This is a genomic window from Amycolatopsis sp. NPDC003861, from assembly GCF_053605405.1.
Genome location: NZ_JBSGJD010000164.1, coordinates 1 through 22,304, shown reverse-complemented (window position 1 = coordinate 22,304; position 22,304 = coordinate 1). Strand labels below are relative to the sequence as shown.

At 72.7% G+C, this 22,304-nt stretch carries 24 protein-coding genes; 10 read left to right on the top strand and 14 right to left on the bottom strand.

The window, feature by feature from the left end; genetic code table 11:
• Positions 1–56: 56 nt before the first annotated feature.
• The 5 genes from ACWEVN_RS32150 to ACWEVN_RS32130 form a co-directional block, all read right to left on the bottom strand.
• On the bottom strand, positions 57–1,040 hold the full coding sequence (locus ACWEVN_RS32150) for an ABC transporter substrate-binding protein (protein WP_086850145.1): 984 nt from the start codon (positions 1,038–1,040) through the stop codon (positions 57–59).
• A 119-nt stretch (positions 1,041–1,159) separates the two neighbouring features.
• On the bottom strand, positions 1,160–2,203 hold the full coding sequence (locus ACWEVN_RS32145; protein WP_449686107.1) for a LacI family DNA-binding transcriptional regulator: 1,044 nt from the start codon (positions 2,201–2,203) through the stop codon (positions 1,160–1,162).
• Between the two features lie 279 nt (positions 2,204–2,482).
• Entirely contained in the window at positions 2,483–3,439 is a 957-nt protein-coding gene (locus ACWEVN_RS32140; RefSeq protein ID WP_452053781.1) for an endonuclease/exonuclease/phosphatase family protein, read from the bottom strand.
• Positions 3,436–4,359: a D-alanyl-D-alanine carboxypeptidase family protein gene (locus tag ACWEVN_RS32135; protein WP_452053780.1), complete on the bottom strand. Its 924-nt coding sequence runs from the start codon at positions 4,357–4,359 to the stop codon at positions 3,436–3,438. Before ACWEVN_RS32135 ends, ACWEVN_RS32140 begins: the two co-directional genes overlap by 4 nt.
• 177 nt (positions 4,360–4,536) lie before the next feature.
• A complete protein-coding gene (locus ACWEVN_RS32130) occupies positions 4,537–4,791 on the bottom strand; it encodes a hypothetical protein (RefSeq protein ID WP_452053779.1) in 255 nt (84 codons plus the stop codon).
• Between the two features lie 230 nt (positions 4,792–5,021).
• On the opposite strand from ACWEVN_RS32130, the gene ACWEVN_RS32125 reads away from it, so the two are divergent.
• Positions 5,022–6,500 (top strand): cellulose binding domain-containing protein, encoded by a 1,479-nt coding sequence (locus ACWEVN_RS32125; protein WP_452053778.1) that lies wholly within the window; start codon positions 5,022–5,024, stop codon positions 6,498–6,500.
• A 4-nt stretch (positions 6,501–6,504) separates the two neighbouring features.
• On the opposite strand, the gene ACWEVN_RS32120 is transcribed toward ACWEVN_RS32125, so the two are convergent.
• Positions 6,505–7,299, bottom strand: coding sequence for an SDR family NAD(P)-dependent oxidoreductase (locus ACWEVN_RS32120; RefSeq protein WP_449686102.1), 795 nt, complete (start codon positions 7,297–7,299; stop codon positions 6,505–6,507).
• 218 nt (positions 7,300–7,517) lie between these two features.
• Between ACWEVN_RS32120 and ACWEVN_RS32115 the strand changes: the two genes are divergently transcribed.
• Positions 7,518–8,135 carry a LysE/ArgO family amino acid transporter gene (locus tag ACWEVN_RS32115; protein ID WP_452053777.1) on the top strand — a complete coding sequence of 206 codons (618 nt, stop codon included), beginning with the start codon at positions 7,518–7,520 and terminating at the stop codon, positions 8,133–8,135.
• A gap of 640 nt (positions 8,136–8,775) precedes the next feature.
• On the opposite strand, the gene ACWEVN_RS32110 is transcribed toward ACWEVN_RS32115, so the two are convergent.
• On the bottom strand, positions 8,776–9,819 hold the full coding sequence (locus ACWEVN_RS32110) for a LacI family DNA-binding transcriptional regulator (RefSeq protein WP_449688176.1): 1,044 nt from the start codon (positions 9,817–9,819) through the stop codon (positions 8,776–8,778).
• A gap of 80 nt (positions 9,820–9,899) precedes the next feature.
• Entirely contained in the window at positions 9,900–10,763 is an 864-nt protein-coding gene (locus ACWEVN_RS32105) for a hypothetical protein (RefSeq protein WP_452053776.1), read from the bottom strand.
• 105 nt (positions 10,764–10,868) lie between these two features.
• On the opposite strand from ACWEVN_RS32105, the gene ACWEVN_RS32100 reads away from it, so the two are divergent.
• Entirely contained in the window at positions 10,869–11,438 is a 570-nt protein-coding gene (locus ACWEVN_RS32100; RefSeq protein WP_452053775.1) for an RNA polymerase sigma factor, read from the top strand.
• A complete protein-coding gene (locus ACWEVN_RS32095) occupies positions 11,435–12,523 on the top strand; it encodes a CU044_5270 family protein (protein WP_452053774.1) in 1,089 nt (362 codons plus the stop codon). The genes ACWEVN_RS32100 and ACWEVN_RS32095 overlap by 4 nt, the downstream gene beginning before the upstream one ends.
• Positions 12,524–12,588: 65 nt before the next feature.
• Here the strand turns inward: ACWEVN_RS32095 and ACWEVN_RS32090 are convergent, their stop codons facing one another.
• Positions 12,589–13,239 (bottom strand): helix-turn-helix transcriptional regulator, encoded by a 651-nt coding sequence (locus tag ACWEVN_RS32090; protein WP_452053773.1) that lies wholly within the window; start codon positions 13,237–13,239, stop codon positions 12,589–12,591.
• 86 nt (positions 13,240–13,325) lie between these two features.
• Between ACWEVN_RS32090 and folE the strand changes: the two genes are divergently transcribed.
• Positions 13,326–13,946: a GTP cyclohydrolase I FolE gene (folE, locus tag ACWEVN_RS32085; RefSeq protein ID WP_452053772.1), complete on the top strand. Its 621-nt coding sequence runs from the start codon at positions 13,326–13,328 to the stop codon at positions 13,944–13,946.
• A gap of 51 nt (positions 13,947–13,997) precedes the next feature.
• A complete protein-coding gene (locus ACWEVN_RS32080) occupies positions 13,998–14,486 on the top strand; it encodes an FAD-dependent oxidoreductase (RefSeq protein ID WP_452053782.1) in 489 nt (162 codons plus the stop codon).
• On the opposite strand, the gene ACWEVN_RS32075 is transcribed toward ACWEVN_RS32080, so the two are convergent.
• Positions 14,483–15,157 (bottom strand): TetR/AcrR family transcriptional regulator, encoded by a 675-nt coding sequence (locus tag ACWEVN_RS32075; RefSeq protein WP_452053771.1) that lies wholly within the window; start codon positions 15,155–15,157, stop codon positions 14,483–14,485. The genes ACWEVN_RS32080 and ACWEVN_RS32075 overlap by 4 nt on opposite strands.
• A 53-nt stretch (positions 15,158–15,210) precedes the next feature.
• Between ACWEVN_RS32075 and ACWEVN_RS32070 the strand changes: the two genes are divergently transcribed.
• Positions 15,211–15,666, top strand: coding sequence for a DUF1772 domain-containing protein (locus ACWEVN_RS32070; RefSeq protein WP_452053770.1), 456 nt, complete (start codon positions 15,211–15,213; stop codon positions 15,664–15,666).
• Here the strand turns inward: ACWEVN_RS32070 and ACWEVN_RS32065 are convergent.
• The 4 genes from ACWEVN_RS32065 to ACWEVN_RS32050 form a co-directional block, all read right to left on the bottom strand.
• The gene (locus ACWEVN_RS32065; protein ID WP_452053769.1) at positions 15,663–16,136 is read right to left on the bottom strand and encodes a hypothetical protein; all 474 of its coding nucleotides are present in this window, start codon (positions 16,134–16,136) and stop codon (positions 15,663–15,665) included. The two genes, ACWEVN_RS32070 and ACWEVN_RS32065, sit on opposite strands and share 4 nt — an antisense overlap.
• Positions 16,137–16,207: 71 nt before the next feature.
• Entirely contained in the window at positions 16,208–16,867 is a 660-nt protein-coding gene (locus ACWEVN_RS32060) for a response regulator (RefSeq protein ID WP_410586486.1), read from the bottom strand.
• Complete coding sequence (locus ACWEVN_RS32055; RefSeq protein WP_449684625.1) at positions 16,864–18,366, bottom strand: GAF domain-containing sensor histidine kinase; 1,503 nt, start codon at positions 18,364–18,366, stop codon at positions 16,864–16,866. Before ACWEVN_RS32055 ends, ACWEVN_RS32060 begins: the two co-directional genes overlap by 4 nt.
• A 166-nt stretch (positions 18,367–18,532) precedes the next feature.
• Positions 18,533–18,931 (bottom strand): pyridoxamine 5'-phosphate oxidase family protein, encoded by a 399-nt coding sequence (locus ACWEVN_RS32050; protein ID WP_449684616.1) that lies wholly within the window; start codon positions 18,929–18,931, stop codon positions 18,533–18,535.
• Between the two features lie 244 nt (positions 18,932–19,175).
• Here ACWEVN_RS32050 and ACWEVN_RS32045 point away from each other — a divergent pair, with 244 nt between their 5' ends.
• From ACWEVN_RS32045 to ACWEVN_RS32035, 3 genes are all read left to right on the top strand, one after another.
• Positions 19,176–19,790, top strand: coding sequence for a sigma-70 family RNA polymerase sigma factor (locus ACWEVN_RS32045; protein WP_449684615.1), 615 nt, complete (start codon positions 19,176–19,178; stop codon positions 19,788–19,790).
• A 25-nt stretch (positions 19,791–19,815) separates the two neighbouring features.
• Positions 19,816–20,334: an AAA family ATPase gene (locus ACWEVN_RS32040; protein WP_452053768.1), complete on the top strand. Its 519-nt coding sequence runs from the start codon at positions 19,816–19,818 to the stop codon at positions 20,332–20,334.
• Positions 20,335–20,799: 465 nt separating this feature from the next.
• Complete coding sequence (locus tag ACWEVN_RS32035) at positions 20,800–22,230, top strand: DUF1996 domain-containing protein (protein ID WP_449684613.1); 1,431 nt, start codon at positions 20,800–20,802, stop codon at positions 22,228–22,230.
• The last annotated feature ends 74 nt before the right edge of the window (positions 22,231–22,304 follow it).

Here is a 22,304-nt window from a genome sequence, read left to right as displayed (position 1 = left end):
GTGAGTGGTAAGGCGGGTTCTAACCCGCCTTACCACTCACGACCGGCGGGCGAGTGTCAGTACTGGCGCTGCGGCAGCGCGGCCTTGGCCGACGCCTGGTCGAACTCGGTTTCCTGGGTCTCGATGCGGGCGGGCACCTGCTCGCCGGCGGCGACCTTCTTGACCAGGTCCATCAGCTGCGGGCCGAGCAGCGGGTTGCACTCGACGATGTGGTTGATCTTGCCGTCGGCCAGCGCCTGCATGCCGTCCTTGACCGCGTCCACGGAGACGATCTTGATGTCCTTGCCCGGGACCTTGCCCGCGGCTTCGATGGCCTCGATGGCGCCGAGGGCCATGTCGTCGTTGTGGGCGTAGAGGACGTCGATCTTGGGCTGGGACTTCAGGAAGGCCTCCATGACCTCCTTGCCCTTGGCGCGGGTGAACTCACCGGTCTGCGAGGCGACGATCTTGTACTTCGGGTCGGCCGCGATGACGTCCGCGAAGCCCTTCTTGCGGTCGTTCGCCGGGGCCGAGCCGGTGGTGCCCTGCAGTTCGACGATGTTCACCTGGCCGGTGGCGCTGCCGTACTCCTTGGTCAGCCACTCCCCCGCCTTCTTGCCCTCGGCGACGAAGTCGGAGCCGAGGAAGGTCTTGTAGAGCGACTTGTCCGGCGAGTCGATCGCGCGGTCGGTGAGGATGACCGGGATGTTGGCGGTCTTGGCTTCCTTCAGGACGGTGTCCCAGCCGGACTCGACGACCGGCGAGAAGGCGATGACCTTGACCTTCTGCTGGATGTACGAGCGGATCGCGGAGATCTGGTTCTCCTGCTTCTGCTGCGCGTCGGAGAACTTCAGCTCGATCCCGGCGGTCTTGGCCGACTCCTGGATCGACTTCGTGTTCGCCGTCCGCCAGCCGCTCTCGGCGCCCACCTGGGCGAAGCCGAGCGTGACGGCCCCGCCGGACGAACCGCCGGACGAACCGCCACTTCCGCAGGCGGTGAGCAGCACGAGTCCGGCCGCCGCGGCCGCCGCGGCGGCCCATCGCTTCTTCAGCACGTTCACTCCTCGATCGACGATGATCAGTGGGAAAACCTGGGTGGGGACTACTCGGGTGGAGATCTCTAGTGCGTGTTAGCGCTAACAATCCCTCGGGAACCACCAGGTCCCCGCCGGCCGCCGCGCTAGCGCGGTCCGGTGCTCTCGCGCACGATCAACTCGGGGACGACCAGGGCGCGCGCGTGCCGGTCGCCTCCGTCCATCCGCCCGGCCAGCAGGCCGAACGTACGCCGTCCGACTTCGATGAAGTCCTGGCGCACCGTCGTCAGCGGCGGCGTGAAGTACGCCGCCTCGGGGACGTCGTCGAAGCCCGCCACGCGCACGTCCCGCGGCACCGAGATGCCCGCTTCGGCGAACGCGCGCAGCAAGCCCAGTGCCATCTGGTCGTTGCCGGCGAAGACGGCGTCCAGATCCTTTTCCTTGGCGAGGGATCGCCCCGCCTCGTACCCGGAGCGCGAGCTCCAGTCGCCACGGATCACCCGCGGGGCCCCGACGCCGTGGCGTTCCAGGGTTTCCCGCCAGCCGAGCTCGCGGTCACGGGCCTCCAGCCAGTCCTCCGGCCCGGCGATGTGCCACACCGTGCGGTGGCCCAGCGCCAGGAGGTGTTCGGTGGCCCGGCGGGCACCGTCGCGCTGGTCGACGGAGATGACCGGCACCGGTGCCGCCTCTCCGCCGCCGACCGCGACGACCGGGAAGTCCGCGGGCGCGGCTTCCAGCGCCCGGCCCGCGCTGACGTGCGGGGCGATCACGATGACGCCCTCGACCGCCTGGCGGCGCAGGTTCTCCACCGCGTCGGCGATCGACGACCGGCCCGGCCGGCTGACACTCGAGATGGTGATCGCGTACCCGGCTTCCCGGGCGGCGTTCTCGATGCCGTACAGCGTGCTGGCCGGACCGTACAGATTGGACTCGAGCGCGACGACGCCGAGCGTGCCGGTCCGCCCGGTGACCAGCGCCCGGGCCGCCGAATTGGGCCGGTAGCCCAGTTCCTCGATGGCCGCGAGCACCCGGGCCCGGGTCTCGGGGCGCACCGGGCCGGTCCCGTTGATCACCCGGGACACGGTCATGTGGGACACGCCCGCCACGCCCGCGACGTCGGTCAGGCTGGGCTGCCGCGTCCCGGCGGCGGTCGCCCGGACGGGGCCGCCGGAGCGGGGTCGTTCGGCCACCGGCGTCCCCTTCCGTCCGCTCCGACATGGTCTGCGTCACCTGTTCCGGTGACGACGAGGAGTTAGTGTTAGCGATAACACCCACGGGGTCAACCCCGGGTCGCGTAACGGTCTAGTCACGCGCCCTTCACCTCGGCCCGCCGACGAATTCGACGGCGCGACCTGCGCGGAGCGTCGTTTGAAATTCACCGCCCGTCAGCACCGCCCGGTGTTCAACGGCATGTTCGCGCCTCCCGCGGGGCGCTTACCACACGCCTTCGACGACTCCCGGTCCCGGGGTCAGAACGCCACCGTGGCGGCGACGGGCAGGTGATCGCTGCCGGTCGCGGGCAACGTCCAGGCCGCGACCGGGCGCACCCCCGACACGAAGACCTGGTCGATCCGCGCCAGCGGCAGACCGGCCGGCCAGGTGAAGCCGAACCCGTCGCCCGCTTCTTCCTGCGCGGCCTGCATCCGGGCGGTGATCGGCGCGAGCGCCCGGTCGTCCGCCGTGCCGTTGAAATCGCCGACGAGCACCGTCCGCGGCGCGGATTCCGCGGCGACGGCGTCCGCCAGCAGGCCCATCGCCTCGTCGCGGCCGTTCGCGGTGAAGCCGGCGTCGAGCCGGACCCGCACCGAAGGCAGGTGGGCCACGAAGAGCGCCACCGGGCCCTTCGGAGTGTCCACTGTGGTCCGCAGCGCCCGCGTCCACGGCATGATCGCCACCGGGCGCGTGTCGCGCAGCGGGAAGGTGCTCCAGACCCCGACCGTGCCCTGGACCGAGTGGTACGGGTAGCCCGCCGCGAGGGCGTCCTCGTACTTCGGCACCTCGGACTTCTTCAGCTCCTCGAGCGCGATCACCTGCGCGCCCGCCGCGGCCAGGGCGCGAGCGGTGCCCACCGGGTCGGGGTTCTCGTCGTTGACGTTGTGCGAGACGACCGCGAGGTCCCCGCCCGGCGTGCGCTTGTCGAACAGCCGGCCGCCGAAGGACCCGCCCCAGGCCAGCACCGGCAGCAGGAGGGCGACCAGCGCGAGCGGGGCGCGCCGGACCAGGGCCGCGACCAGCAGCGGCACGACAAGCAGGCCGGTCCAGGGCAGGAACGTCTCCAGCAGGCTGCCGGCATTGCCCACCCAGTTGGGCACCAGCGGGTGCGCGAGCAGCAGCAGCGCGGTCAGGACGGCGAAGGCGGCGGTGACCCGCCCCCGCCGCCACGTCGCCGCACGGGTGGCGGAGGGCCGCTCGGCCGTCGCGGTCATCGGGTGGCCGCCGGGAGCTCGCGCTGGACCGCGGCGATGAGCGTCGCGCTGTTCTCCAGGGCGGCCCGCAGCCCGGCGGCCGGCGACCCGCCCGGGTTCTGGTGTAGGACGACGCCGAGGATCAGCGCGCCGTTGCCGGCCCGCGCGGCCCACATCAGCGCCCCTCCGGCCGCGGTGGACGAGCCGGTCTTCAGCCCGATCACGCCGTCGCGGCCGAGCAGGGTGTTCGTGTTGACGACCGCGCCCGGCACGCCGTCGATCCGCAGGCTGGGCGTGGCGACGATGGCCCGGATCACCGGGTTCTTCATCGCCTCGCGGGCCAGCCGCAGCTGGTCAGTCGCGGTGCTCGTGGTCGAGTCCTCGACGCCGCTGGCGCCGGTGTAGGTGGTGCTGGTCATGCCCAGCGCGGCGGCCTCGCTGTTCATCTTCGCGACGAAGGCCTCCTGGCTGCCGGCGTCCCACCGGGCGAGCAGCCGGGCGACGTTGTTCCCGGACGGCACGAGCATCAGGGCGAGCAGGTCCCGCTCGCTCAACCGGCGTCCCGCACGGACCGGCGCGCTCGATTCCTCGGCCGAGGCCGACTCGGCTTCGGCCTGCTCGTCGACGGTGATCTCCGGACCGGCCTCGCCGGGGCCGAGCGGGTGGTCCTTGAGCACGACGTAGGCGGTCATCACCTTGGTGACGCTGGCGATCGGCACCGGCCGCTGCTCACCCCGGCTGCCGAGCGAGCCCAGGTTCTGGACTTCGACGCTCGCCTGGCCCCCGGCGGGCCACGGCAGCGGGAGGTCGACGTCCGGACGGGCGGCGAAGGCCCGGCCGGCGGTCTCGGGCGGGAAGACGACCCAGCAGGCGGCGGCGAGTGCCACGGCCACGGCGGCGGCGATCCCCGCGGCCAGGGGCGGGATGCGGGTGCGGGCCATCGGTCTCCTCCGGGTGCCGGGTGCGCCGGGTGCGCACCCCGCTCACTCTGTCCGGGGAAGATCGCCGGTTCGTCGGGGATGTTCGACAGGTGTGCCCCAGGAATGTCCCGATCCGGTACCAAAGCCGAAGGGACCTTCCCCGCCCGCGACGGGAGGAAGGTCCCTTCGGCCCGGCGGTCAGGCCGTCGAACGCTGGATGCAGTCCAGTCCCAGGCCGAGCGGGGTCGCCACGTACTGGCAGACGTGCGACGCGTGCGCCTGGTCGGTCTGCGTGCAGGCGACCGGCACCCCCAGCAGGTCGACCGAGCAGTACGCGTAGAACTGGGTCGAGCTGCCCGGCACCGGGTCCGCCGAAGCCGGCGTGGCCGCGGCGACGACCGCGGAAACCGTGAGTGCAGCGGCCATGGCCCAAGAAGCGATCCGGGTGTTCATCGTGCTCTCCTTCCGCCGAGCTTTCCCCTGTGCGCCAAGGGGTTCACCGGGGAGAATGCCCCGTCGAACGTCTCTTCAGCTCGGCGTCACCGGAAAGTGTTACGGCGCCAGCGTTCACGTACGTGACCATCGTTCATCCTGTTGACTGCGCTCGGGCCGGTGACCTATAAAGGGAACGTCCGGGTGTCCGCCGCACACCTCCGCAAGTTCCGCTGTTCCGGAGGCCATCGGTGTCCCCACACCCCTCGTCCCGTCGCGCCGTTTTCCTCGGCGCCGCCGGTGTTTCCACCGTCCTCGCCGTCACCGTCGCGCTCGGCGGGCCGCCGTCCGCCCGGGCCGCCGGCGCCGCACTGTCGGCCACCTTCGCGCGGACGTCGGTCTGGACCGGTGGCTACGGCGGTGGCTACACGATCACCAACCGCGGCGACACCACCGCCACCGGCTGGACCGTCGAGTTCGACCTGCCCGCCGGCTCGGCCGTCAGCAGCTCGTGGAGCAGCGTCCGCACGCAAGCCGGGCAGCACTACCGGTTCACCAACGCCGGCTTCAACGGCACGGTCCCGCCCGGCGGCACCGAGAACTTCGGCTTCAACGTCAGCGGCGCCGGCCTCCCCACCGGCTGCACCGTCAACGGCGCCCCCTGCGACGGCGGCGGCCAGGTGACCACGACCCCCACCACCCCGGCCACGACGACGGCACCGACGTCGACGACCACCACCACGGCCCCGCCCACGGGTGACACCGTCGACGTCGCCACGGCCGCCCAGCTCCAGGCCGCGCTGGCGAACGCCGTCCCGGGCCAGGCGATCCGGCTCGCCGCCGGCACCTACCGCGGCTCCTTCGTCACCACGAAAGCCGGCACCGCGGCCCGGCCGATCACGCTGTCCGGCCCGGCGAACGCCGTCCTGATCAACGACGGCCCCTCGGGCGACGCCCCCGACTGCCCGGTACCGACCGCCGGCTGGGACTCCGGCTACGGCCTCTGGCTCGCGAACGCGCCCTACTGGACCCTGCGCGGGTTCACCGTGCAGGACTCGAAGAAGGGCATCGTCGCGGACAACTCGCCGCACACCACCATCGACGGCGTCACCGTCCACCACATCGACGAAGAGGCCGTGCACTTCCGCCGTTCCTCTGCCGACAGCGTGCTGAAGAACTCCACGATCACCTACACCGGCCTGGTCCAACCCGGCTATGGCGAAGGCGTCTACCTCGGCTCGGCGAACTCCAACTGGGGCTGCCACGGCAACACCGGCGGCGTCGACCGCGGCGACCGGATCCAGGTGCTGGACAACCACATCGGCCCATTCATTGCCGCCGAGCCGATCGACGTCAAGGAAGGCACCTTCAACGGTGTCATCCGCGGCAACACCTTCGACGGCCGCGGCATCACCGGCCAGAACTCGGCGGACTCCTGGATCGACGTCAAGGGCATCGGCTACACGATCGAAGGCAACACGGGCACGTTCGCCCCGCCCGGCACGTTCGCCAACGGCTACGAGAACCACAACACGAGCACGAGCCCGTCGTTCGACAACGGCTGCGGGAACGTGTGGCGCGGCAACAAGTCCGACCTCGGCGGTGTGGGCGCCTACGCGATCAAGATCAGCTCGGTGTCGAAGTGCGCGGCCAACCCGAACGTGGTGTACGCGTCGAACACGGTGACGAACGCCCGCTCGGGATTGACGAACATCCCGGTCACGCCGTGACGGCTCAGGGCACGATCGCGTCGACGTACCCGCCGTCCACCCGCACGGCGGCACCCGTGGTCGCCGACGCGAACGGCGAACTCAGGTACACCACCAGGTGGGCGATCTCCTCGGGCTCGATCAGGCGCTGCAGCAGCGATTGCGGGCGGTGCTGCTTCATGAATTCGCGCTGGGCCTGTTCCCACGGCAGGTCCTTGTCCACCAGTTCGTAGACGAAGTCCTCCACGCCGCCGGTGTGGGTCGGCCCGGCGATCACGGCGTTGACCGTGACGCCGGTGCCGGCCGCGTGCTTGGCGAACCCGCGGGACACGCCGAGCAGCGCGGTCTTCGACACTCCATAGTGGATCATCTCGGCCGGGATGACGATCGCGGAATCGCTGGCGATGTACTGGATCCGGCCCCAGCCCCGGTCGGTCATGCCCGGCAGGTACGCGCGGGTGAGCCGGACCGCGGCCAGGACGTTGACCTCGAAGTAGTGCCGCCAGTCGGCGTCGGTGATTTCGAGGGGCTCCTGGGCGCCGAAGATGCCGAGGTTGTTGACCAGGATGTCGGTGTCCGGCACCTCCTCGACCACCTGGGCCGCGCCGGCCTCCTCGGACACGTCGCCGGGAGCCGGCAGGAAGTCCGCGTCCGGCAGGTCTTCGCGCAGCCGCGCGATGGCCTTGTGGACGCCGGTCTCGCTGCGGCCGTTGATCGCGACCCGCGCGCCCGCCGCGGCGAGGCCCGCCGCGATCGCCGCGCCGATGCCCTGGGTGGAGCCGGTGACGAGTGCCGTCTTCCCGCTCAGGTCGACCCGCATCGTGAAAGCCCTCTCTCGCTCGCGTGCCTCCCCGGGGCCGATTCAAGCACAGCTCCCCGGAGCCCACCGGCTGGAAATCCGGTTGCCCTCCCCCCTGGCGGCGGTCACGATCTGCGCATGACCACGTATCGCACCCCGCTCCTGCCGACCGTCGCCGCGACCACCGCGCCGGTCCAGCAGCAGCCGGGCCGTCCGCGGGGGTCGATCACCCCGGCGCCGTGAGCGCCGCGCTGCTCGCCGGCCTGGTCGCCGGCTACGGCATCGCGATCCCGGTCGGCGCCGTGGGGACGTACCTGGTGGCCCTCAGCGCCCGCACGTCGCTCCGGACCGGCCTCGCCGCGGCGCTCGGCGTCGCGACCGCCGACGGGGTGTACGCGCTGGTCGCCGTGCTCGGCGGGGCCGCGATCGCGGGCGTCATCACCCCGGTCGCCGGTCCGCTGCGGTGGGCCTCGGCCGCCGTGCTGATCGTCCTCGCCGCCCACGGCGCCCTGCGTGCGGTGCGCTCCCACCGCGCGCCGGTCCCCCGACCGGTGACACCGCTCGCGCCTGGCCGCGCCTACGTGAACCTGCTCGGCATCACGCTGGTCAACCCGGCCACGGTCGTCTACTTCACCGCCCTGGTGGTCGGCGACCGCGCCGGCGACACCGTCCCCGTGCTCGACCAGGTGGTGTTCGTGCTCGCGGCGTTCGCCGCGTCGGCGAGCTGGCAAGCCGCCCTGGCCGGCGGCGGGGCGTTGCTCGGGCGGGTCCTGACCGGCCCGCGGGGCCGGCTGGTGACGGCGCTCGTGTCGAGTGCGGTGATCACCGCGCTCGCCGTCCGCCTCGTGCTGCCCTGAGCCCGGCCACCCGGGTTCACCGGCCGCGTGGCGGTGAGGAACGGCAGCGCACTGACGGCCACCTGGCCCGCAGGCGGGGCCGGCGGAACGGCCCCCACGATCCGTTCCCCGGTCACCGAGCCCGCGCGGCCCGCCTGCCGGTAGGCCACCGCGACCTTCAGCGCGGCGGTGTCCACAGTGGAGGGCGGGGTCACGGTCCAGGTGAATGGGGCTGGCGGGGCGGGCTTGGCAGGGCCGACCCGGCGGGGCTGGCGGGGCTGGCTCGGCGGGGCCGACCCGGCGGGCTCAGCACGGCAGGCGAGCTCGGCAGAGCGGGCCAACCCGGCGGCCCGGGCTTGGCGAAGCGAGCCCGGCGCCAGCGGCGCGGCCCGATTCCAACGGCGGGGCGCCCCTCGCGGCACGGCGCCGATCACGCAACCCGGCACGGCAGTGCCGAATTGCCGGAACGGCAATCCTCGCCCGGCAGCCTCGAAACAGAACCCGAAAGACCCACACCCCCCCCGCAACCCCGATCCGAAGCCCTAACACGGCCGCCGGCCGTAGTCACAATCGGGCATCGGGGTCGCGAAACACCACCAAGGGTGAAACACCCCTCAACCGGCACGCTCGAGCAGCAAGACACACCCGACCGAAACCGGGATCACCGAGCCCGAGTACTCTCCCGCACCACCAACTCGGCCGCCACCAGATGCCGAGCCCCGGCGTCCCCACCGGCCATCCGTTCCTCGAGCAACCCGAACGTCCGCCGCCCGACCTCGATGAAGTCCTGGCGCACCGTGGTCAGCGGCGGCGTGAAGTACTCCGCCTCCGGCACGTCGTCGAACCCGGCGACCTGGACGTCCTCCGGTACCCGGATGCCCGCCTCGGTGAACGCGCGCAGCAGGCCCAGCGCCATCTGGTCGTTGGCCGAAAACACCGCCTTGAGCCCGCGCTTGCCCACCAGTGCCCGGCCGGCCTCGTAGCCCGACCGGGGGCTCCAGTCGCCGCGGACCACCGCCGGGACGCGCAAGCCGCGCCCCTCCAGCGTCTCGCGCCAGCCTCGCTCGCGGTCGCGGGCCTCCAGCCAGTCCTCGGGGCCCGCCAGGTGCCAGACCGTCCGGTGGCCCAGGGACAGCAGGTGCTCGGTGACGCGGCGGGCGCCGTCGTACTGGTCGACCGAGATCACCGGGACCGGCGCCGTCTCGCCGCCGCCGACCGCCACCAGGGGGATGTCCGCGGGGGCCGCCTCGAGGGCGCGCCCAGCCGTCACGTGCGGGGCGATCACCACGATCCCCTCCACCGCCTGGCGCCGCAGGCTCTCCACCGCGTCGCCGATCGACGTCCGGCCCGGCCGCGTCACGCTGCAGATCGCCACGCCGTAGCCGGCCTCGCGGGCGGCGTTCTCGATCCCGTAGAGCGTGCTCGCCGGTCCGTAGAGATTGGACTCGAGCGCGACCACGCCGAGCGTGCCGGACCGGCCGGTGACCAGGGCCCGCGCGGCCGTGTTCGGCCGGTAGCCGAGCTTCTGGACGGCGGCCAGGACCCGCTCGCGGGTCTCCGGGCGCACCGGCCCGCTCTCGTTGACCACGCGCGAAACGGTCATGTGCGAGACACCCGCCATCCCGGCGACGTCGGCCAGGCTCGGCTGCCGCGGCCCCGGCAGGGGAGTCCTCGTCTGCTCCCCCGGCTTCGCCCGGTCCACCACCCTGGCCCCCTCCACGTCGTACCGTCTCACCCCCGAGACGGTACCGCCGAACCGACGCTGTCCGGACGCCCCGCGCCGCGTCAGGACCACCCGAACGGACGAGAGAGCGCTTTCACGACCGCCGTGACGCGCTGGGTGCCGTCCGCCCAGCTCGTGGCGGCCGGCTGGGCGGTCAGCACGACCACGACGTACCGGCGGCCGGCGACCAGCCCGCTGGTGTGCAGGGTGCGGTCCGGGTCGCAGCACGACCAGCCCTGGTCGACCGCCCAGTCGGTGGCGGTGACCGCGGCCGGGACGCCGAAGAGCTGCGCGGACCCGTCCGCGCCGTGGCGGGCCGTGCCGTCGAGGGCACGCAGGATGATCTGCCGGGTGGCGACGGGGGCGGCGTCGAGCAGGTACCGGTAGCACCGCGCGATGTCGGCCGCGGTGACCACGGTGCCGCCCCACTGAGCGGGATCGGCGGGCGGGCGGGTCGAAGTCAGGCCGATCCGCGCGGCCCAGCCGGTCACGATCGCGGGGCCGCCCAGTTTCGCCCACAGCCGGCTCGCGATCGCGTCGTCGCTGCGCGACAGCATCTCCGCAACGGCGCCCGCGGGCTCGTCCTGCCGCAGCGCTTCGAGCGCGATGAGCAGCTTGACCAGCGACGCGGCCGGGTAGGGCGCGTCCGGCCGGTGGGCGACGAGGTCGCGGCCGGTCTGGCGGTCGTGGACGAGCACGCTCAGCTTCCCGGGCACCAGGTGTGCGAGCTCGACACCGGTGGGCGGCGCCGGCATCGGAGCCGCGGTCGCCGTCGTGGCCACGCTCGTCGTCAGCGGCGGCGGGACACCGGGCAGAGATCCGGCTTCGGCCGGCCCCGGCGGCCGCACCGCGGCGGCGACCGCCAGCATCGCCACCACCGCGGCGGCGCACGTCCCTGCGAGCACCATCGCGTTCTTCCTGTGCATACCGGGTGTTGTCCGCAAGCCGCCGTGGTGTTCCCGGATTGTGGCGTGCGTCTCATCCGGACGGGTGGCCGGGGACGGGCGCGGCGGGCCGCGACAACCAGTACCGTGACCAGAATCGTCGAACGGCTGGACCGGCCCGACCTCGCCGCACGGGATCCGAAGGAGATCTTCGCGCGGCTCTTCGACGAGTACGCCCCTCCCCTGCGCGGCTACCTCGCGGGCCGGGTGGGCGTGCACGTCGCCGACGACCTCGTGGCGGAGACGTTCGTCGTCGCGCTGCGAAGACGCGCGAGCTACGACCCGGCGAAGGCGCCGATCCGCGGCTGGCTCTACGGCATCGCCACCAACCTGCTGCGCAACCACGTGCGGCAGGAGGTCCGCGGGTTCCGGCTGACCGCGAAGGCGGGGGTCGAAGACCGCCCGGCCGAGAACCACGACACCACGGTCGCCGGCCGGGTCGACGCGGCGGCGCGCCTGCGCGTGCTGGCCGCCGAGCTCGCCGCACTTTCCGAACAGGACCGCGACGTCCTGCTGCTCACGTCCTGGGCCGGTCTCGAACCGGCCGAAGTCGCCGAGGCGCTCGGCGTGCCCGCGAGCACGGTGCGCTCGCGCCTGCACCGCGTGCGCCACCGGCTCCAGGCCCAGCTCGTCCCCACCGAGGAGAACCAGTCATGAACGAGCTCGACGAAACCCTCGAGCTGCTCCACCGCGAAGCCCGCACCGCACCGGCCGACCTGACCGCGGCCCGGGCCCGGCTGCTGGCCGAACTCGACGCCGAGCCGGCCGTCCCGCTGCGCCGGCGCCGGCTCGCGCTGCCGATCGCGGCCGTGGCTGCGGGCGTGGCCGCGGTGACCGTGGTCGTGGTCCAGCAGCGGCCGCCGGCTCCCGGCCCGGCCGCCGCGCCGCCGGCGACCACGGTTGCGACCGCGACGGCCCCGGACGTCCGCCTGCTGTCCGCGGTCCAGGTGCTGACCCGGGCGGCGGACCTGACCGTCGGCGCGACCGACCAGCCCGTCGGCCCGGGGCAGTTCCGGTACGTCGCCGAGCACACGTGGGTGCAACGCGGCGTCCAGACCGGCGACGGCACGGGCTACACGTACCTGTGGGAGCAGGAGATCGACCGCTGGATCCCCGCGAACGAGAACGACGTCTGGCAGGAGACGCGCAAGATCCTGCACACCGGGAAGTTCCTCGGCGGTTCGGTGCCGCAGTCGCAGGCCCCGGAGCCGGAGCTCACGGCAACGGACCAGGGCCAGTGGCAGGGCCGCTGCGGCGACTTCTTCCCGAAGGCCAAGCCGGCCAAGAAGTGCGGCGACGCGACCGACTGGGACAGCCCGGCGTTCTACGCGGCACTGCCCCACGACCCGGCGGCGCTGTACGCGAAGCTGCAGCAGCTGACGAAGGGCCGTGGCTCGACGCCGTCGGCGATGTTCCACTTCGGCATCGAGATCCTCCGCGCGGGCCAGATGCCGGCTGCGCTGCGGGCGCAGTGGTACCGGGCACTGGCGAAGATCCCGGGCATCACGGTCCTGGCCGCATCGACGAACCTGGACGGCCGGACCGGTGTCGCGCTGGGGCTGGACGACCGGCACGAGATCCGGCAGCTCATCATCGACCCGGCGACGGGCGGGTTCATCGGCGAGCGCACGATCGCCGGTGCGGAACCCGAGGAGCCGTGGCTCAAGCCGGGTACGGAACTGGGCGCGAGCGCGATCACGACCGGCGTGGCCGGACGGCTCGGCGAGGTCCCGCCGAAGTAGTGACACGGCTCCCCGGTGGCGTTCGGTGCGTCAGAGGCACCGAACGCCACCTCGGCGCGCTCGGCTCAATCCGCCGCCAGGCGGACGCAGCAGCACCCCGGCCGCGGGTCCAGCCGGGCCCGCAGGCCCTGCTCTCCCATGCCCGCCAGCATTCCTTCGACCAGCCCGAGATTCATCTCGCACACCAGCCGCGTGTGGGCCTCGGCCAGCCGGTGGAACGGGCAGTTCGCCAGCAGCACCTCGCCGTCCTCCGTGCGCGGCTCGAAGCCGTTCTCCTCCAGCGTGCGCACGATGTCGCGCGCCCCCGCGGCCAGCTCCTCCCCCTGCGCGCGGGCGCGTCTCGCCAGAATCTCGCGTGGTGAAGCCCCGGTCTCGTCGGCTTCTTCCACCGCCGCCGCCAGCAGGCGGCCCGCCAGCTCGTACCGGCGCTCGGGCAGCGAAATGCTCACCTGCCGGTCGGACCGCCGGTACAGCTTCGCCGGGCGGCCCGCCCCCGGCCCGCTCCGGCCCGTCCGGCGCTCGTGGCCCACCACCAGGAGCTGCTCCTCCACCAGGCGGTCGAGGTGGAACGCCACCGTCGCGCGGGGCACGCCGAGGGCCTCGGCCACGTCGTCGCGGCTCACCGGCTCCGGGCGGCGGACCACGTACTCGTATAACCGGCGCCGGGTCGGCTCGTCGAGCGCTGCGACCGCGGCCACAGCCTGGGTTTCGTGCATCACCGCATTCTAAAACAAATGACTGTTGACGAAAACCCCTCGGAGCTTCTAACGTCGGTCCGTCTTGATTTTAGAAGGAGGCACCCGTGACCGTCGAACCCGTCCGCGCACCGACCCCGTTGCGGCACCTCGGTGTCGTCCACGACCGCGACACCGTCGACCTGCACGCGGCCGAGCGCGCGGTCGCCGACCTACTGCGGGCCCTCGGCAAGGACCCGTCGTCGGAACACCTCGGCGACACGCCCCGGCGGGTGGCCAACGCCTACGCGGAAATGCTGCAACCGCGCGATTTCCAGCTGACGACCTTCCCCAACGACGAGGGCTACGACGAGCTCGTGCTGGCGAAGAGCATCCCGGTGCAGTCGCTGTGCGAGCACCACCTGCTGCCCTTCCGCGGGGTCGCGCACGTCGGCTACCTGCCCGGCGAGCGGATCCTCGGGCTGTCCAAGCTCGCCCGCGTCGTCGAGATGTTCGCGCGCGACCTGCAGGTGCAGGAGCGGCTGACCAAGCAGGTCGCGGACTGGCTCCAGGAGCACCTGGCCCCCAAGGGCGTCGGTGTCGTGATCGAGGCCGAGCACCTGTGCATGTCGCTGCGCGGGGTGCGGGCGAACGGCGCACTGACCGTGACGTCGTCGCTGCACGGTCTGCTGCGCGAAGAACCCAAGACGCGACAGGAGTTCTTCGCCCTCACCGGCGTGCTCGCCTGATGGACACCTACGTCATCGTCGGCGCCGGGCTCACCGGCGCGGAGGCCGCGGATACCGGTACGCCGAGCGCGGCATCGGGGTGCTGACCGGGCGGCGCACGAGCTGGAACTGGCCGGCGGCGAACGCCTCGGGTACTCGACGACCGCGGCCGCGCGCCACTACGGCAGCCCGGTCACGATCGTCGAGCCCGGACCGGCCCCGCTGCACGCCACGTTCGGGCGGGAGCTGGGCGGGTACTTCGCCGACCTGCACCGCCGCCACGGCGTCGAGCTGCGGTTCGGCACCGGCGTGACGGGCTTCGCGGGCGAATGCGCGGTGTCGGCGGTGCTGACCGGCGGCGGCGCTGGCGATGCTCGGCCGCGCGGTGGTCCACGACGACCTGCCGTATTTTTTCTCCGACCAGGACGACGCCGGGATGGAGTTCACCGGCTGGTTCCCGCCCGGCGGCTACGACCGCGTCGTCACCCGCGGCGACGCCGAGGCGTTCCACAGTGGACGGACCGTCGACCCGGACCGGCTGGCCGACCCGGATCGGACTAGGAGTTCCCGGCGAGCCCCGCCAGGCCGGTGTCGAGCAGCCGCGCCGCGCTGTGCACGTCTTCGGTGACGGCCCGGCGGACCTGGTCCGGAGTGCGCTCGCCGTCGAGATTGCGGTGCAGCGCCGCGGACTGGACACCCCACAGCCCGAGCAGGGCGGTCGCCGAGATCCGGCACAGCGGGTCGTCGGCGGCGCGGCCGGTCCGGGCGGCCAGGGCCTCGGCGGCGACGGCCTCCAGCTGCTCGGTCGTGTCCCGGTGGTGCGCGCGCAGGGCGGGCGTGGACCGGACGAGTGCGGTGAACGCCCGGACCCGGGCGCTCGCCCCGGCCGGGTCCGGCTGGGTGTCCACCCAGGACAGCAGGGCGGCCAGTTCGCCGTCCAGGATGGCCAGCACCGCTTCGACCGGGGTGCGGCCGGGCTCGGCCAGCCCGGCGCGCAGCGCGGCCATCGTGGCTTCGGACCGGTCGAGGATCAGGGCTTCCTTGCTGGGGAAGTGGTTGAAGACGGTCTTCTCCGACACGTCGCAGGCCGCGGCGATCTCGGCGACGCGGACCGCGTCGAAGCCGCGCTCGAGGAACATCGCGGTGGCGGTGTCGGTCAGCTTCCGGCGCAGCTGCCGCTTCTTGCGCTCCCGCAGTCCTTCCGTGCCGGAGGTCTCCCAGTCCACGCTCATGCGCCCACCCTAGGCCGTTGCGCCGATAAGTTCAGTGACTGTAATCATTCAGTGTGAGTACCTTAGTGCAGTACGCGGCGCTGTTCGTCATCGGTGTCCTGGCGGGTGAAGAGCTGATCGTCCGGTACGGCCTCCACCCGGCACTGTCCCGGTTGGACGATCACGCGCACCTGCTGGCCCGCCAGGCCTTGGTGCGCCGCCTGCGGGTGGTGCCGATCGTGATGCTCCCGGCGGCCGCGCTCGCCGTGGCCGCGTTGGTGGTGGTCCCCGGCCCCGGCCTGGGGTTGCGCTGGGCGACGCTGATCGCGATGGCGGCGTTCGTGCTGCTGTCGTTCCTCGGCACGGTGCCGCTCAACATCGAGGTCGACGGCTGGCGGCCGGACGCACCCCCACCGGGCTGGCAGGCGGTGATCCGCCGCTGGGCCCGCATCGACATCTTCCGCTCCACGGCGGCGACCACCGCGTTCCTGTTCGCCGTGCTGGCGGTCGCCCAGGGCCAGGCGAGCTAGTCCTCCCGGCGGTGCCGGCCGCGGCGGACACCCGCCAGGGCGCGGACGCGGGTCGCCAGGTCGCCGCGGCGCTCGCGGCGGGCGTACTCCAGCAACGCCTCCGCCTGGTCGCGCGGCAGCCAGCCGCGGTCCGCGCCCGCCTCCAGGCGCAGCAGGTGGGTCACCAGCTCGCGGGACTCCTCGTCGTGTTCCCCGGCCAGCTCCGCGAAGCGGACGGCCGCCTCGACCTCGCCGTCGCACCAGGCCGTCATCGCCAGGAGCGTGGCCGTGGCCGTCATGATGTCGCCGCGGTGGACACCGCCCTCCGCCGCCAGGTGCTCGGCCAGCTGGAAGCTGCGCGTGCCGACGCCGCCGGCCCCTTCGCGGCGCACCGCGTCCGCGAGTGCCCTGATCTGCCGCGTGACATAGTCCCCGCCCGACAACCCCGCCATGTCGTCCCCTCTGTCGGCGCACGCCACTTCGTGCGTCACCCGACAGGTGTACTCCATCGGTGGCTGGATACGTCGGACGCCCCACCGGTTTCGTCCCATCGGCCGGGAATTCAGCCCGATCGTCCGGGTTCGGCCCGCCGCTGGGACATGTACACCGCCGCCGAGGTGCGCCGCTCGACGCCGAGCTTGTGCAGCACCGACGAGACGTAGTTCTTCACCGTCTTCTCGGCCAGGAACAGCCGCTCGGCGATCTGGCGGTTGGTCAGGCCCTCCGCGACCAGGTCCAGTACCCGCCGCTCCTGCGGGCTGAGCTGCTCGTACCGCGGGTCGGGGGCCGCGACGTCCTCGCCGCGCAGCTTGTTCATCACCGACGCGGTCAGCGTGGCGTCCAGCAGCGAGCCGCCCGCGGCGACCGTGCGGACGGCCTCGACCAGCGACCGCCCGGACACCTGCTTGAGCATGTACCCCGCCGCGCCGGCCATGATCGCGCCGAACAGCGCCTCGTCGTCCGAATAGGACGTCAGCATCAGGCAGGCGGGCGGCGGGTCCACGGTGGACCGGATCTCCCGGCACACCGCCACGCCCTCCCCGTCGGGCAGCCGGACGTCGAGGACGGCCACGTCCGGGCGGGCCTGCGGAATCCGCACCAGCGCTTCGGCTGCCGTTCCCGCCTCCCCGACCACCTCGATGTCGGCTTCGGGCTCGAAGACGGTCTTCAGCCCGGTCCGGACCAGCTCGTGGTCGTCCAGCAGGAACACCGCGATCGTCATCGTCCACTCCCCTGCTCGCCGGTCATCGCCGGCAGCTCCGCCGTCCATTCCAGCCGCGACCCGCCGTCCTCGCCCGCCGCCAGCACGCAGTGGCCGCTCCAGCGGGCCGCCCGCGAGGCGAGGTTGGCCAGGCCGCTGATCCGGCCCGCCTCCGCCGGCGGGCCGGCCCCGTCGTCGCGCACCACCAGCGTCAGCCGCCGGCCGAGCCGGTCCACCGTGACCTCGACCGACGACGACTTCGCGCCGGCGTGGCGGGCGACGTTCGTCAGCGCTTCCCGCAGCGACGCGATCAGGTCGGAACGGACCGCGTCCGGCACCGCGGCGTCCAGCGGCCCGTCGAACCCGACGCGCGGCTCGAAGCCCAGCGCGTCCCGTGCGTCCACGGCCACCCGCAGCAGTTCCGAGCGGAGGCTGCCCTGCGCCTGCGCGGGCGCCTGGAGCGAGAAGATGCTGTTGCGGATCTCCCGGATCGTGCCGTCGAGGTCCTGGGCGAACCCGGCCACGCGCGCGGCGACCCCGGTGTCGGCGATCAGCCTGCTGACCCCCTCCAGCCCGAGCCCGGTCGCGAACAGCCGCTGGATGACCAGGTCGTGCAGGTCGCGGGCGATCCGGTCGCGGTCGGCGAACACCGCCAGCTGCTGGCGCGCCTCCTGCGCCCGCGAGAACTCGACGGCGAGCGCGGCGTGCCCGGCGAAGGTCTCGGCCAGCTGGACGTCGGACTCGGTGAACGGCGAGCGGTCGCGGAACTTCGCGACCACCAGCACCCCGAGCGTCTCCTCGCCGACGATCAGCGGCACCGAGATCGCCGAATCGAGGTCTTTGATCATCGCGGGAATCGGCCCGTCGTGGTCCCGCTGCTGCTCCTGCACGCGCTCGCCGTAGTCCCGCACCACGACCGGGCGCCGGGTGGCGAACGCCATGCCGGTGGCGGTGCCTTCGACGGGCACGGTCATCCCCATCAGCCGGTCGGCGTCCTCCCCCGGCGGCTCGACGACGTCGAACACGAGCCGGCCGGGGCCGTCGGGCCGGGCGATCGCCCCCGCGGTCCCGCCGGCGACGACGCGCGCGCGTTCGGCGACCAGCCGCAGCGTGGCCCGCAGGTCCTGGGCCGAGAGCAGCGCGCGGGTGACGTCGTAGGACGCCTCCAGCCAGCGTTCGCGGCGACGCATCCGGTCGACGAGCAGGGCCTTCTCGACGGCCATCCCGGTGGCCGCGGTGAGCGCGCCGAGCACCTCGCGTTCGCGACGGCCGAACTCGCGCCCCTCACCGGGCTCGACGGCGAGGGTTCCGAAGGTCTCGGTGCCCGCGCGGACCGGCAGCTCGACCGCACCGGGGCCGAGCGCGCCGCGGCCGTAGCCGGCGGACCCGTTTTCGGCCAGGTCCAGCCGCCCGCGCCGGGCGCCGAGCAGCTCGCACGTCGCCGTCACCGCGCGGGTCAGCAGCCCGGGCAGCTCCAGCTCGCGGGCGATACCGCCCACGGCGGCCAGGATCGCCGGCATGCTGAATTCGTCCGCCACGTCCCGTCGACCCCGCTGGTTCCGCCCGAGTCCCGGGCCTGCCCCGGGCCGTCAAGGGTCCCACAGGCCACTGCCCGTGCCGGCCCAATCCGGTTCGTCCATCCGGTGGGTCGATGACGGGCGCTGCTCCGTTACGGCAATCGGGGAATCACTCCGCGTGGCACGCGAGGCGGTGACCGCTGATGGTCTCCGCCGGGACGCGCAGGAACCGGTGGCCGGTGCGAGCGGGCGCCGGGCACGGGCAGGTCAGGTCGACGGCGACGGACTCGGTGGCGCGGCCGAGCAGACTGACGTACCAGCCGGCACCCAGGTCGGCGGCGAACTCGTCGACCTCGAAGGCGACGACGGCGTCCCGCGCGCCGGCGTACAGCGGGCTGCCGGGCGGGACGGCGAACACCACGGCGTCGTCGACGACCGTGAAACGCACCGGACGCACCGCCGGCATCGCCCGGTGGGTGTAGATCACCCGGCCGAGGCTCGCCGTCCGCAGCAAGGCGAGGCACTGCTGCCGGTCCAGCAGCAGCCCGAAGCCCACTTCGTCCACCATCGCGTCCCTGTGTTTCTCCTGTGAAAATCCCCGGCCACCAGCGTGATCGGTTCACCCGGTCCGCCGATAGGGCCGTTCGGCCCGGCCACCCGCGACGGCGGCGGGCAGGCACATCGAGCCGGTCCGGACCAGGGCCGGAAGACCCGGTTCGGGACGGCCGCCCGGCCGGTGTGGCGGCCACGCGGAGTGACTTAGCGTCGTGACCGTCCGTTGCCGATTCAATCGAAAGAGGGGGCGAGGGCCGATGCCGCCGCACTCCGCCGAGGGTGGTTCCCCGCCCACGGCGACGTCCGTCCTCGATCCGGTGCTCGTCCGGGCCGCGATCCAGGGCAACCGCGCCGCGGTGGCCGGGCTGCTGCGGGCGCTGCGGCCGATCGTCTTCCGCTACTGCCTGGGCCGGCTGCGCACCTGGCAGGACGGTTCGTCGGACGCCGAAGACTGCGCCCAGGACGTGCTGCTGGCGATCGTGCGCGCCCTGCCGGAGTACCGCCACGAGCCCGACGGCTTCGTGCCGTTCGTCTTCGGCATCGCCGCGCACAAGGTGTCCGACTTCCACCGCCGCCGGGCGCGCGACCGCACCAGCCCGGTCGCCGAGCTGCCGGCCGGCCGTTCGGACGGCGCGGACCCGACGGGCGAGGAGGTCGAGCGCTCCGCGGCGCTCGACTGGTCGTCCGGGCTGCTCGACACGCTCCCGCCGCGCCAGCGCGAGATCCTGGTGCTGCGGATCATCCTCGGCATGACGGCGGAGGAAACGGCGGCCGCGGTCGGCCTCGGCAGCGCCGGCGCGGTCCGCGTCGCCCAGCACCGCGCCCTCGCGACCCTGCGGCGCAGCCTGCTCGCCCATCGGGAAGCGTCCTGACCCGCGAACCTGCGATCATCGTCCGGTGTCCCCCCTGCTGATCGTGCTCGGCGGCCTGCCCTCGACCGGGAAGACGACCGTCGCCGGGGAACTGGCGCGCCGCACCGGCTTCGCCTTCCTGCGGGTCGACACGATCGAGCAGGCGATCCTGCGCAGCACCCCGCTGGAACCGCCGCTGGGGGCGGTGGGATACGTGGTCGCCCGGGAGGTCGCCGGCGACCTGCTCCGCACGGGCGTCAGCGTGATCGCCGAGTGCGTCAACCCGCTCGCCGTCACCCGCGACGCCTGGAGGGCGACGGGACTCGCCGCCGGGGCCCGGGTCCTCGAAACCGAGCTCGTCTGCTCCGATCCGGCCGAGCACCGCCGCCGGGCGGAGACGCGGGACACCGGCATCCCCGGCCATCGCCCGCCCACCTGGGCGGAGATCGTGGCTCGCGAATACGAGCCGTGGCACCGCGAGCGGCTCGTCGTCGACACCGCCGGGACACCGGTCGGCGACGCCGTCTCCGCCGTCATCGCGGCTTTCGCCGGCCAGGAGTCGTGAATCGGTCGCCGAAAGCGCCATTCCCGCATTTCGCGGCAATTCCCGGCGGCGCCCGCACTGCGGGCATTCGACCGGTCTCACCGAGGGATACGGATGCCGGTTCACTTCGGTTCAAACTTTTTTCCACGAACCTGTCACAGGTAGCGAATCCGCAGGTCAACAGCCTCTTTCGCTACGCAGACGCGATCCCAGCCTGACGGTTCGTAACTGTCGAAAAGAACTTCTTGCCCGGTGTCAAGCGCCCGTGTAGCGTCCATAACGGAACGATAACCAGCCGGTTGACGGCGCGGCCACGGGCAGGTGGGCGCGCACCCACTGATGTCGGGTCAGTGGACCAGCCGGGTTGCGTTCCGGCCGACCCATCCCGCACCCACCCGCAAGAACCCCGCCTGTCCGGGTCGAGCCTGGGCTCGTACCCGTTCAGTGTCGCGCGTTCCCGCCAGCCCGACACCGGAGGATTTCCCCATGTCCCGCACCCAAGGACGGCATCGCCTTTCCCGCCGGACGAAGATCGCGACCGGCGGTCTCGCCCTCGCGATCGCCGTCGGCGGCATCGTCGTCGCGACGACCACCGGCAACACCGGTGAAGCCAGCGCCGACGAAGCGAACCCCGCCTTCTTCGTCGACATCCTGAAGGTGAAGCCGAACCAGTTCGACCCGCGCCCGGTCACCGGCGCGTCGACGGGGACGTTCACCGTCGACTGCGGCCGCAACGAAAACCAGCACTTCAATCCGGACAACTTCATCGCCCAGCCCGGTGTCCGCAACGGCGCCCAGCACCTGCACGACTACGTCGGCAACCTGTCGACGAACGCCGACTCGAACAACAAGAGCCTGGTCAAGGCCGGCACCACCTGCAAGAACGGCGACAAGTCCGCCTACTTCTGGCCCGTGGTCCGGATCGACACCGGCGAAGAGGAGAAGAACGAGCCGGCCAAGAAGCCCGACGGCGACCGGGCGCAGGCCGACCGCGAGGCGAAGACCGTCCAGGTCGCGTGCCCGGACGTCGCCAGCAAGCTGGCCGACATCCCCGACCAGGCGATGGCCGAAGTGGACAGCAACCTCGACCAGCTCGACAACCAGGCCGACGAGGCCAACCAGCGCATCGCCGCGACGCAGGGCCAGGGCGGCCCGGACTTCGTGCGCAACGCCATCCTGAACCCGCTCAAGGACCGCCGCGCCGCGATCATCGACCGGATCGCCATCGCGATCGGGCGGTTCACGCAGAAGCCGGGCGACCTCGGCGGTCTCGCGCCGTGCACGACGAAGCCGGGCAAGGACACCGGAACCCCGACGCCGCCTCCGAGCACCACGGCCGGCGGCGCGCTGCCCGGGCAGGACGAGAACAACGAGCTGCCCGGCAACGACGGCAAGATCCTTCGCCCGCAGAAGGTGCAGCTCACCTTCCGCGGCAGCCCGGTCGGGAAGGTCGTGGCGATGCCGCGCTTCCTTCGCGTGCTCTACGGCGACGCGAAGGTTTCGACCAACGGGCCCGCCAACGCCAAGGCGAGCTGGACCTGCACCGGCTTCGAGAACCGGCTGGTCGACAAGTACCCGATCTGCCCGCAGGGCAGCAAGGTCAAGCGCATCCACACCTTCCCGAGCTGCTGGGACGGCAAGAACACCGACAGCGCCAACCACCGCACGCACATCGTGTTCCCGGACCAGTTCGGCCGGTGCGGCAAGGGGTTCAAGGCGGTGCCGCAGCTGCAGATCTCGCTGACCTACGACATCCCGCGGGACATCCAGCTGAAGAAGCAGTACAAAGTGGACGCTTTCCCGCAGGAGAAGCACAACCCGCTGTCCGACCACGACGACTTCGCCAACGTGATGTCGCAGCGGATCATGAACGGCCTGGTGAACTGCGTGAACCGCGGCCGCACCTGCCGGGCGTGACCCGGAACCGGCGGCGCCCCCCGGGTGGGGGGGGCGCCGGGTTGGCGTGGCGCCGGGCTATGGGGGCCTGGTGA

What these genes read in the sequence shown, in the direction of transcription:
- ACWEVN_RS32140 (WP_452053781.1), bottom strand. Translation starts at nt 3,439, where the DNA reads ATGACCGCGACGGCCGAGCGGCCCTCCGCCACCCGTGCGGCGACGTGG.
- ACWEVN_RS32135 (WP_452053780.1), bottom strand. Translation starts at nt 4,359, where the DNA reads ATGGCCCGCACCCGCATCCCGCCCCTGGCCGCGGGGATCGCCGCCGCC.
- ACWEVN_RS32130 (WP_452053779.1), bottom strand. Translation starts at nt 4,791, where the DNA reads ATGAACACCCGGATCGCTTCTTGGGCCATGGCCGCTGCACTCACGGTT.
- ACWEVN_RS32120 (WP_449686102.1), bottom strand. Translation starts at nt 7,299, where the DNA reads ATGCGGGTCGACCTGAGCGGGAAGACGGCACTCGTCACCGGCTCCACC.
- ACWEVN_RS32105 (WP_452053776.1), bottom strand. Translation starts at nt 10,763, where the DNA reads ATGCACAGGAAGAACGCGATGGTGCTCGCAGGGACGTGCGCCGCCGCG.
- ACWEVN_RS32095 (WP_452053774.1), top strand. Translation starts at nt 11,435, where the DNA reads ATGAACGAGCTCGACGAAACCCTCGAGCTGCTCCACCGCGAAGCCCGC.
- ACWEVN_RS32090 (WP_452053773.1), bottom strand. Translation starts at nt 13,239, where the DNA reads ATGCACGAAACCCAGGCTGTGGCCGCGGTCGCAGCGCTCGACGAGCCG.
- ACWEVN_RS32075 (WP_452053771.1), bottom strand. Translation starts at nt 15,157, where the DNA reads ATGAGCGTGGACTGGGAGACCTCCGGCACGGAAGGACTGCGGGAGCGC.
- ACWEVN_RS32060 (WP_410586486.1), bottom strand. Translation starts at nt 16,867, where the DNA reads ATGACGATCGCGGTGTTCCTGCTGGACGACCACGAGCTGGTCCGGACC.
- ACWEVN_RS32055 (WP_449684625.1), bottom strand. Translation starts at nt 18,366, where the DNA reads ATGCCGGCGATCCTGGCCGCCGTGGGCGGTATCGCCCGCGAGCTGGAG.
- ACWEVN_RS32050 (WP_449684616.1), bottom strand. Translation starts at nt 18,931, where the DNA reads ATGGTGGACGAAGTGGGCTTCGGGCTGCTGCTGGACCGGCAGCAGTGC.
- ACWEVN_RS32045 (WP_449684615.1), top strand. Translation starts at nt 19,176, where the DNA reads ATGCCGCCGCACTCCGCCGAGGGTGGTTCCCCGCCCACGGCGACGTCC.
- ACWEVN_RS32035 (WP_449684613.1), top strand. Translation starts at nt 20,800, where the DNA reads ATGTCCCGCACCCAAGGACGGCATCGCCTTTCCCGCCGGACGAAGATC.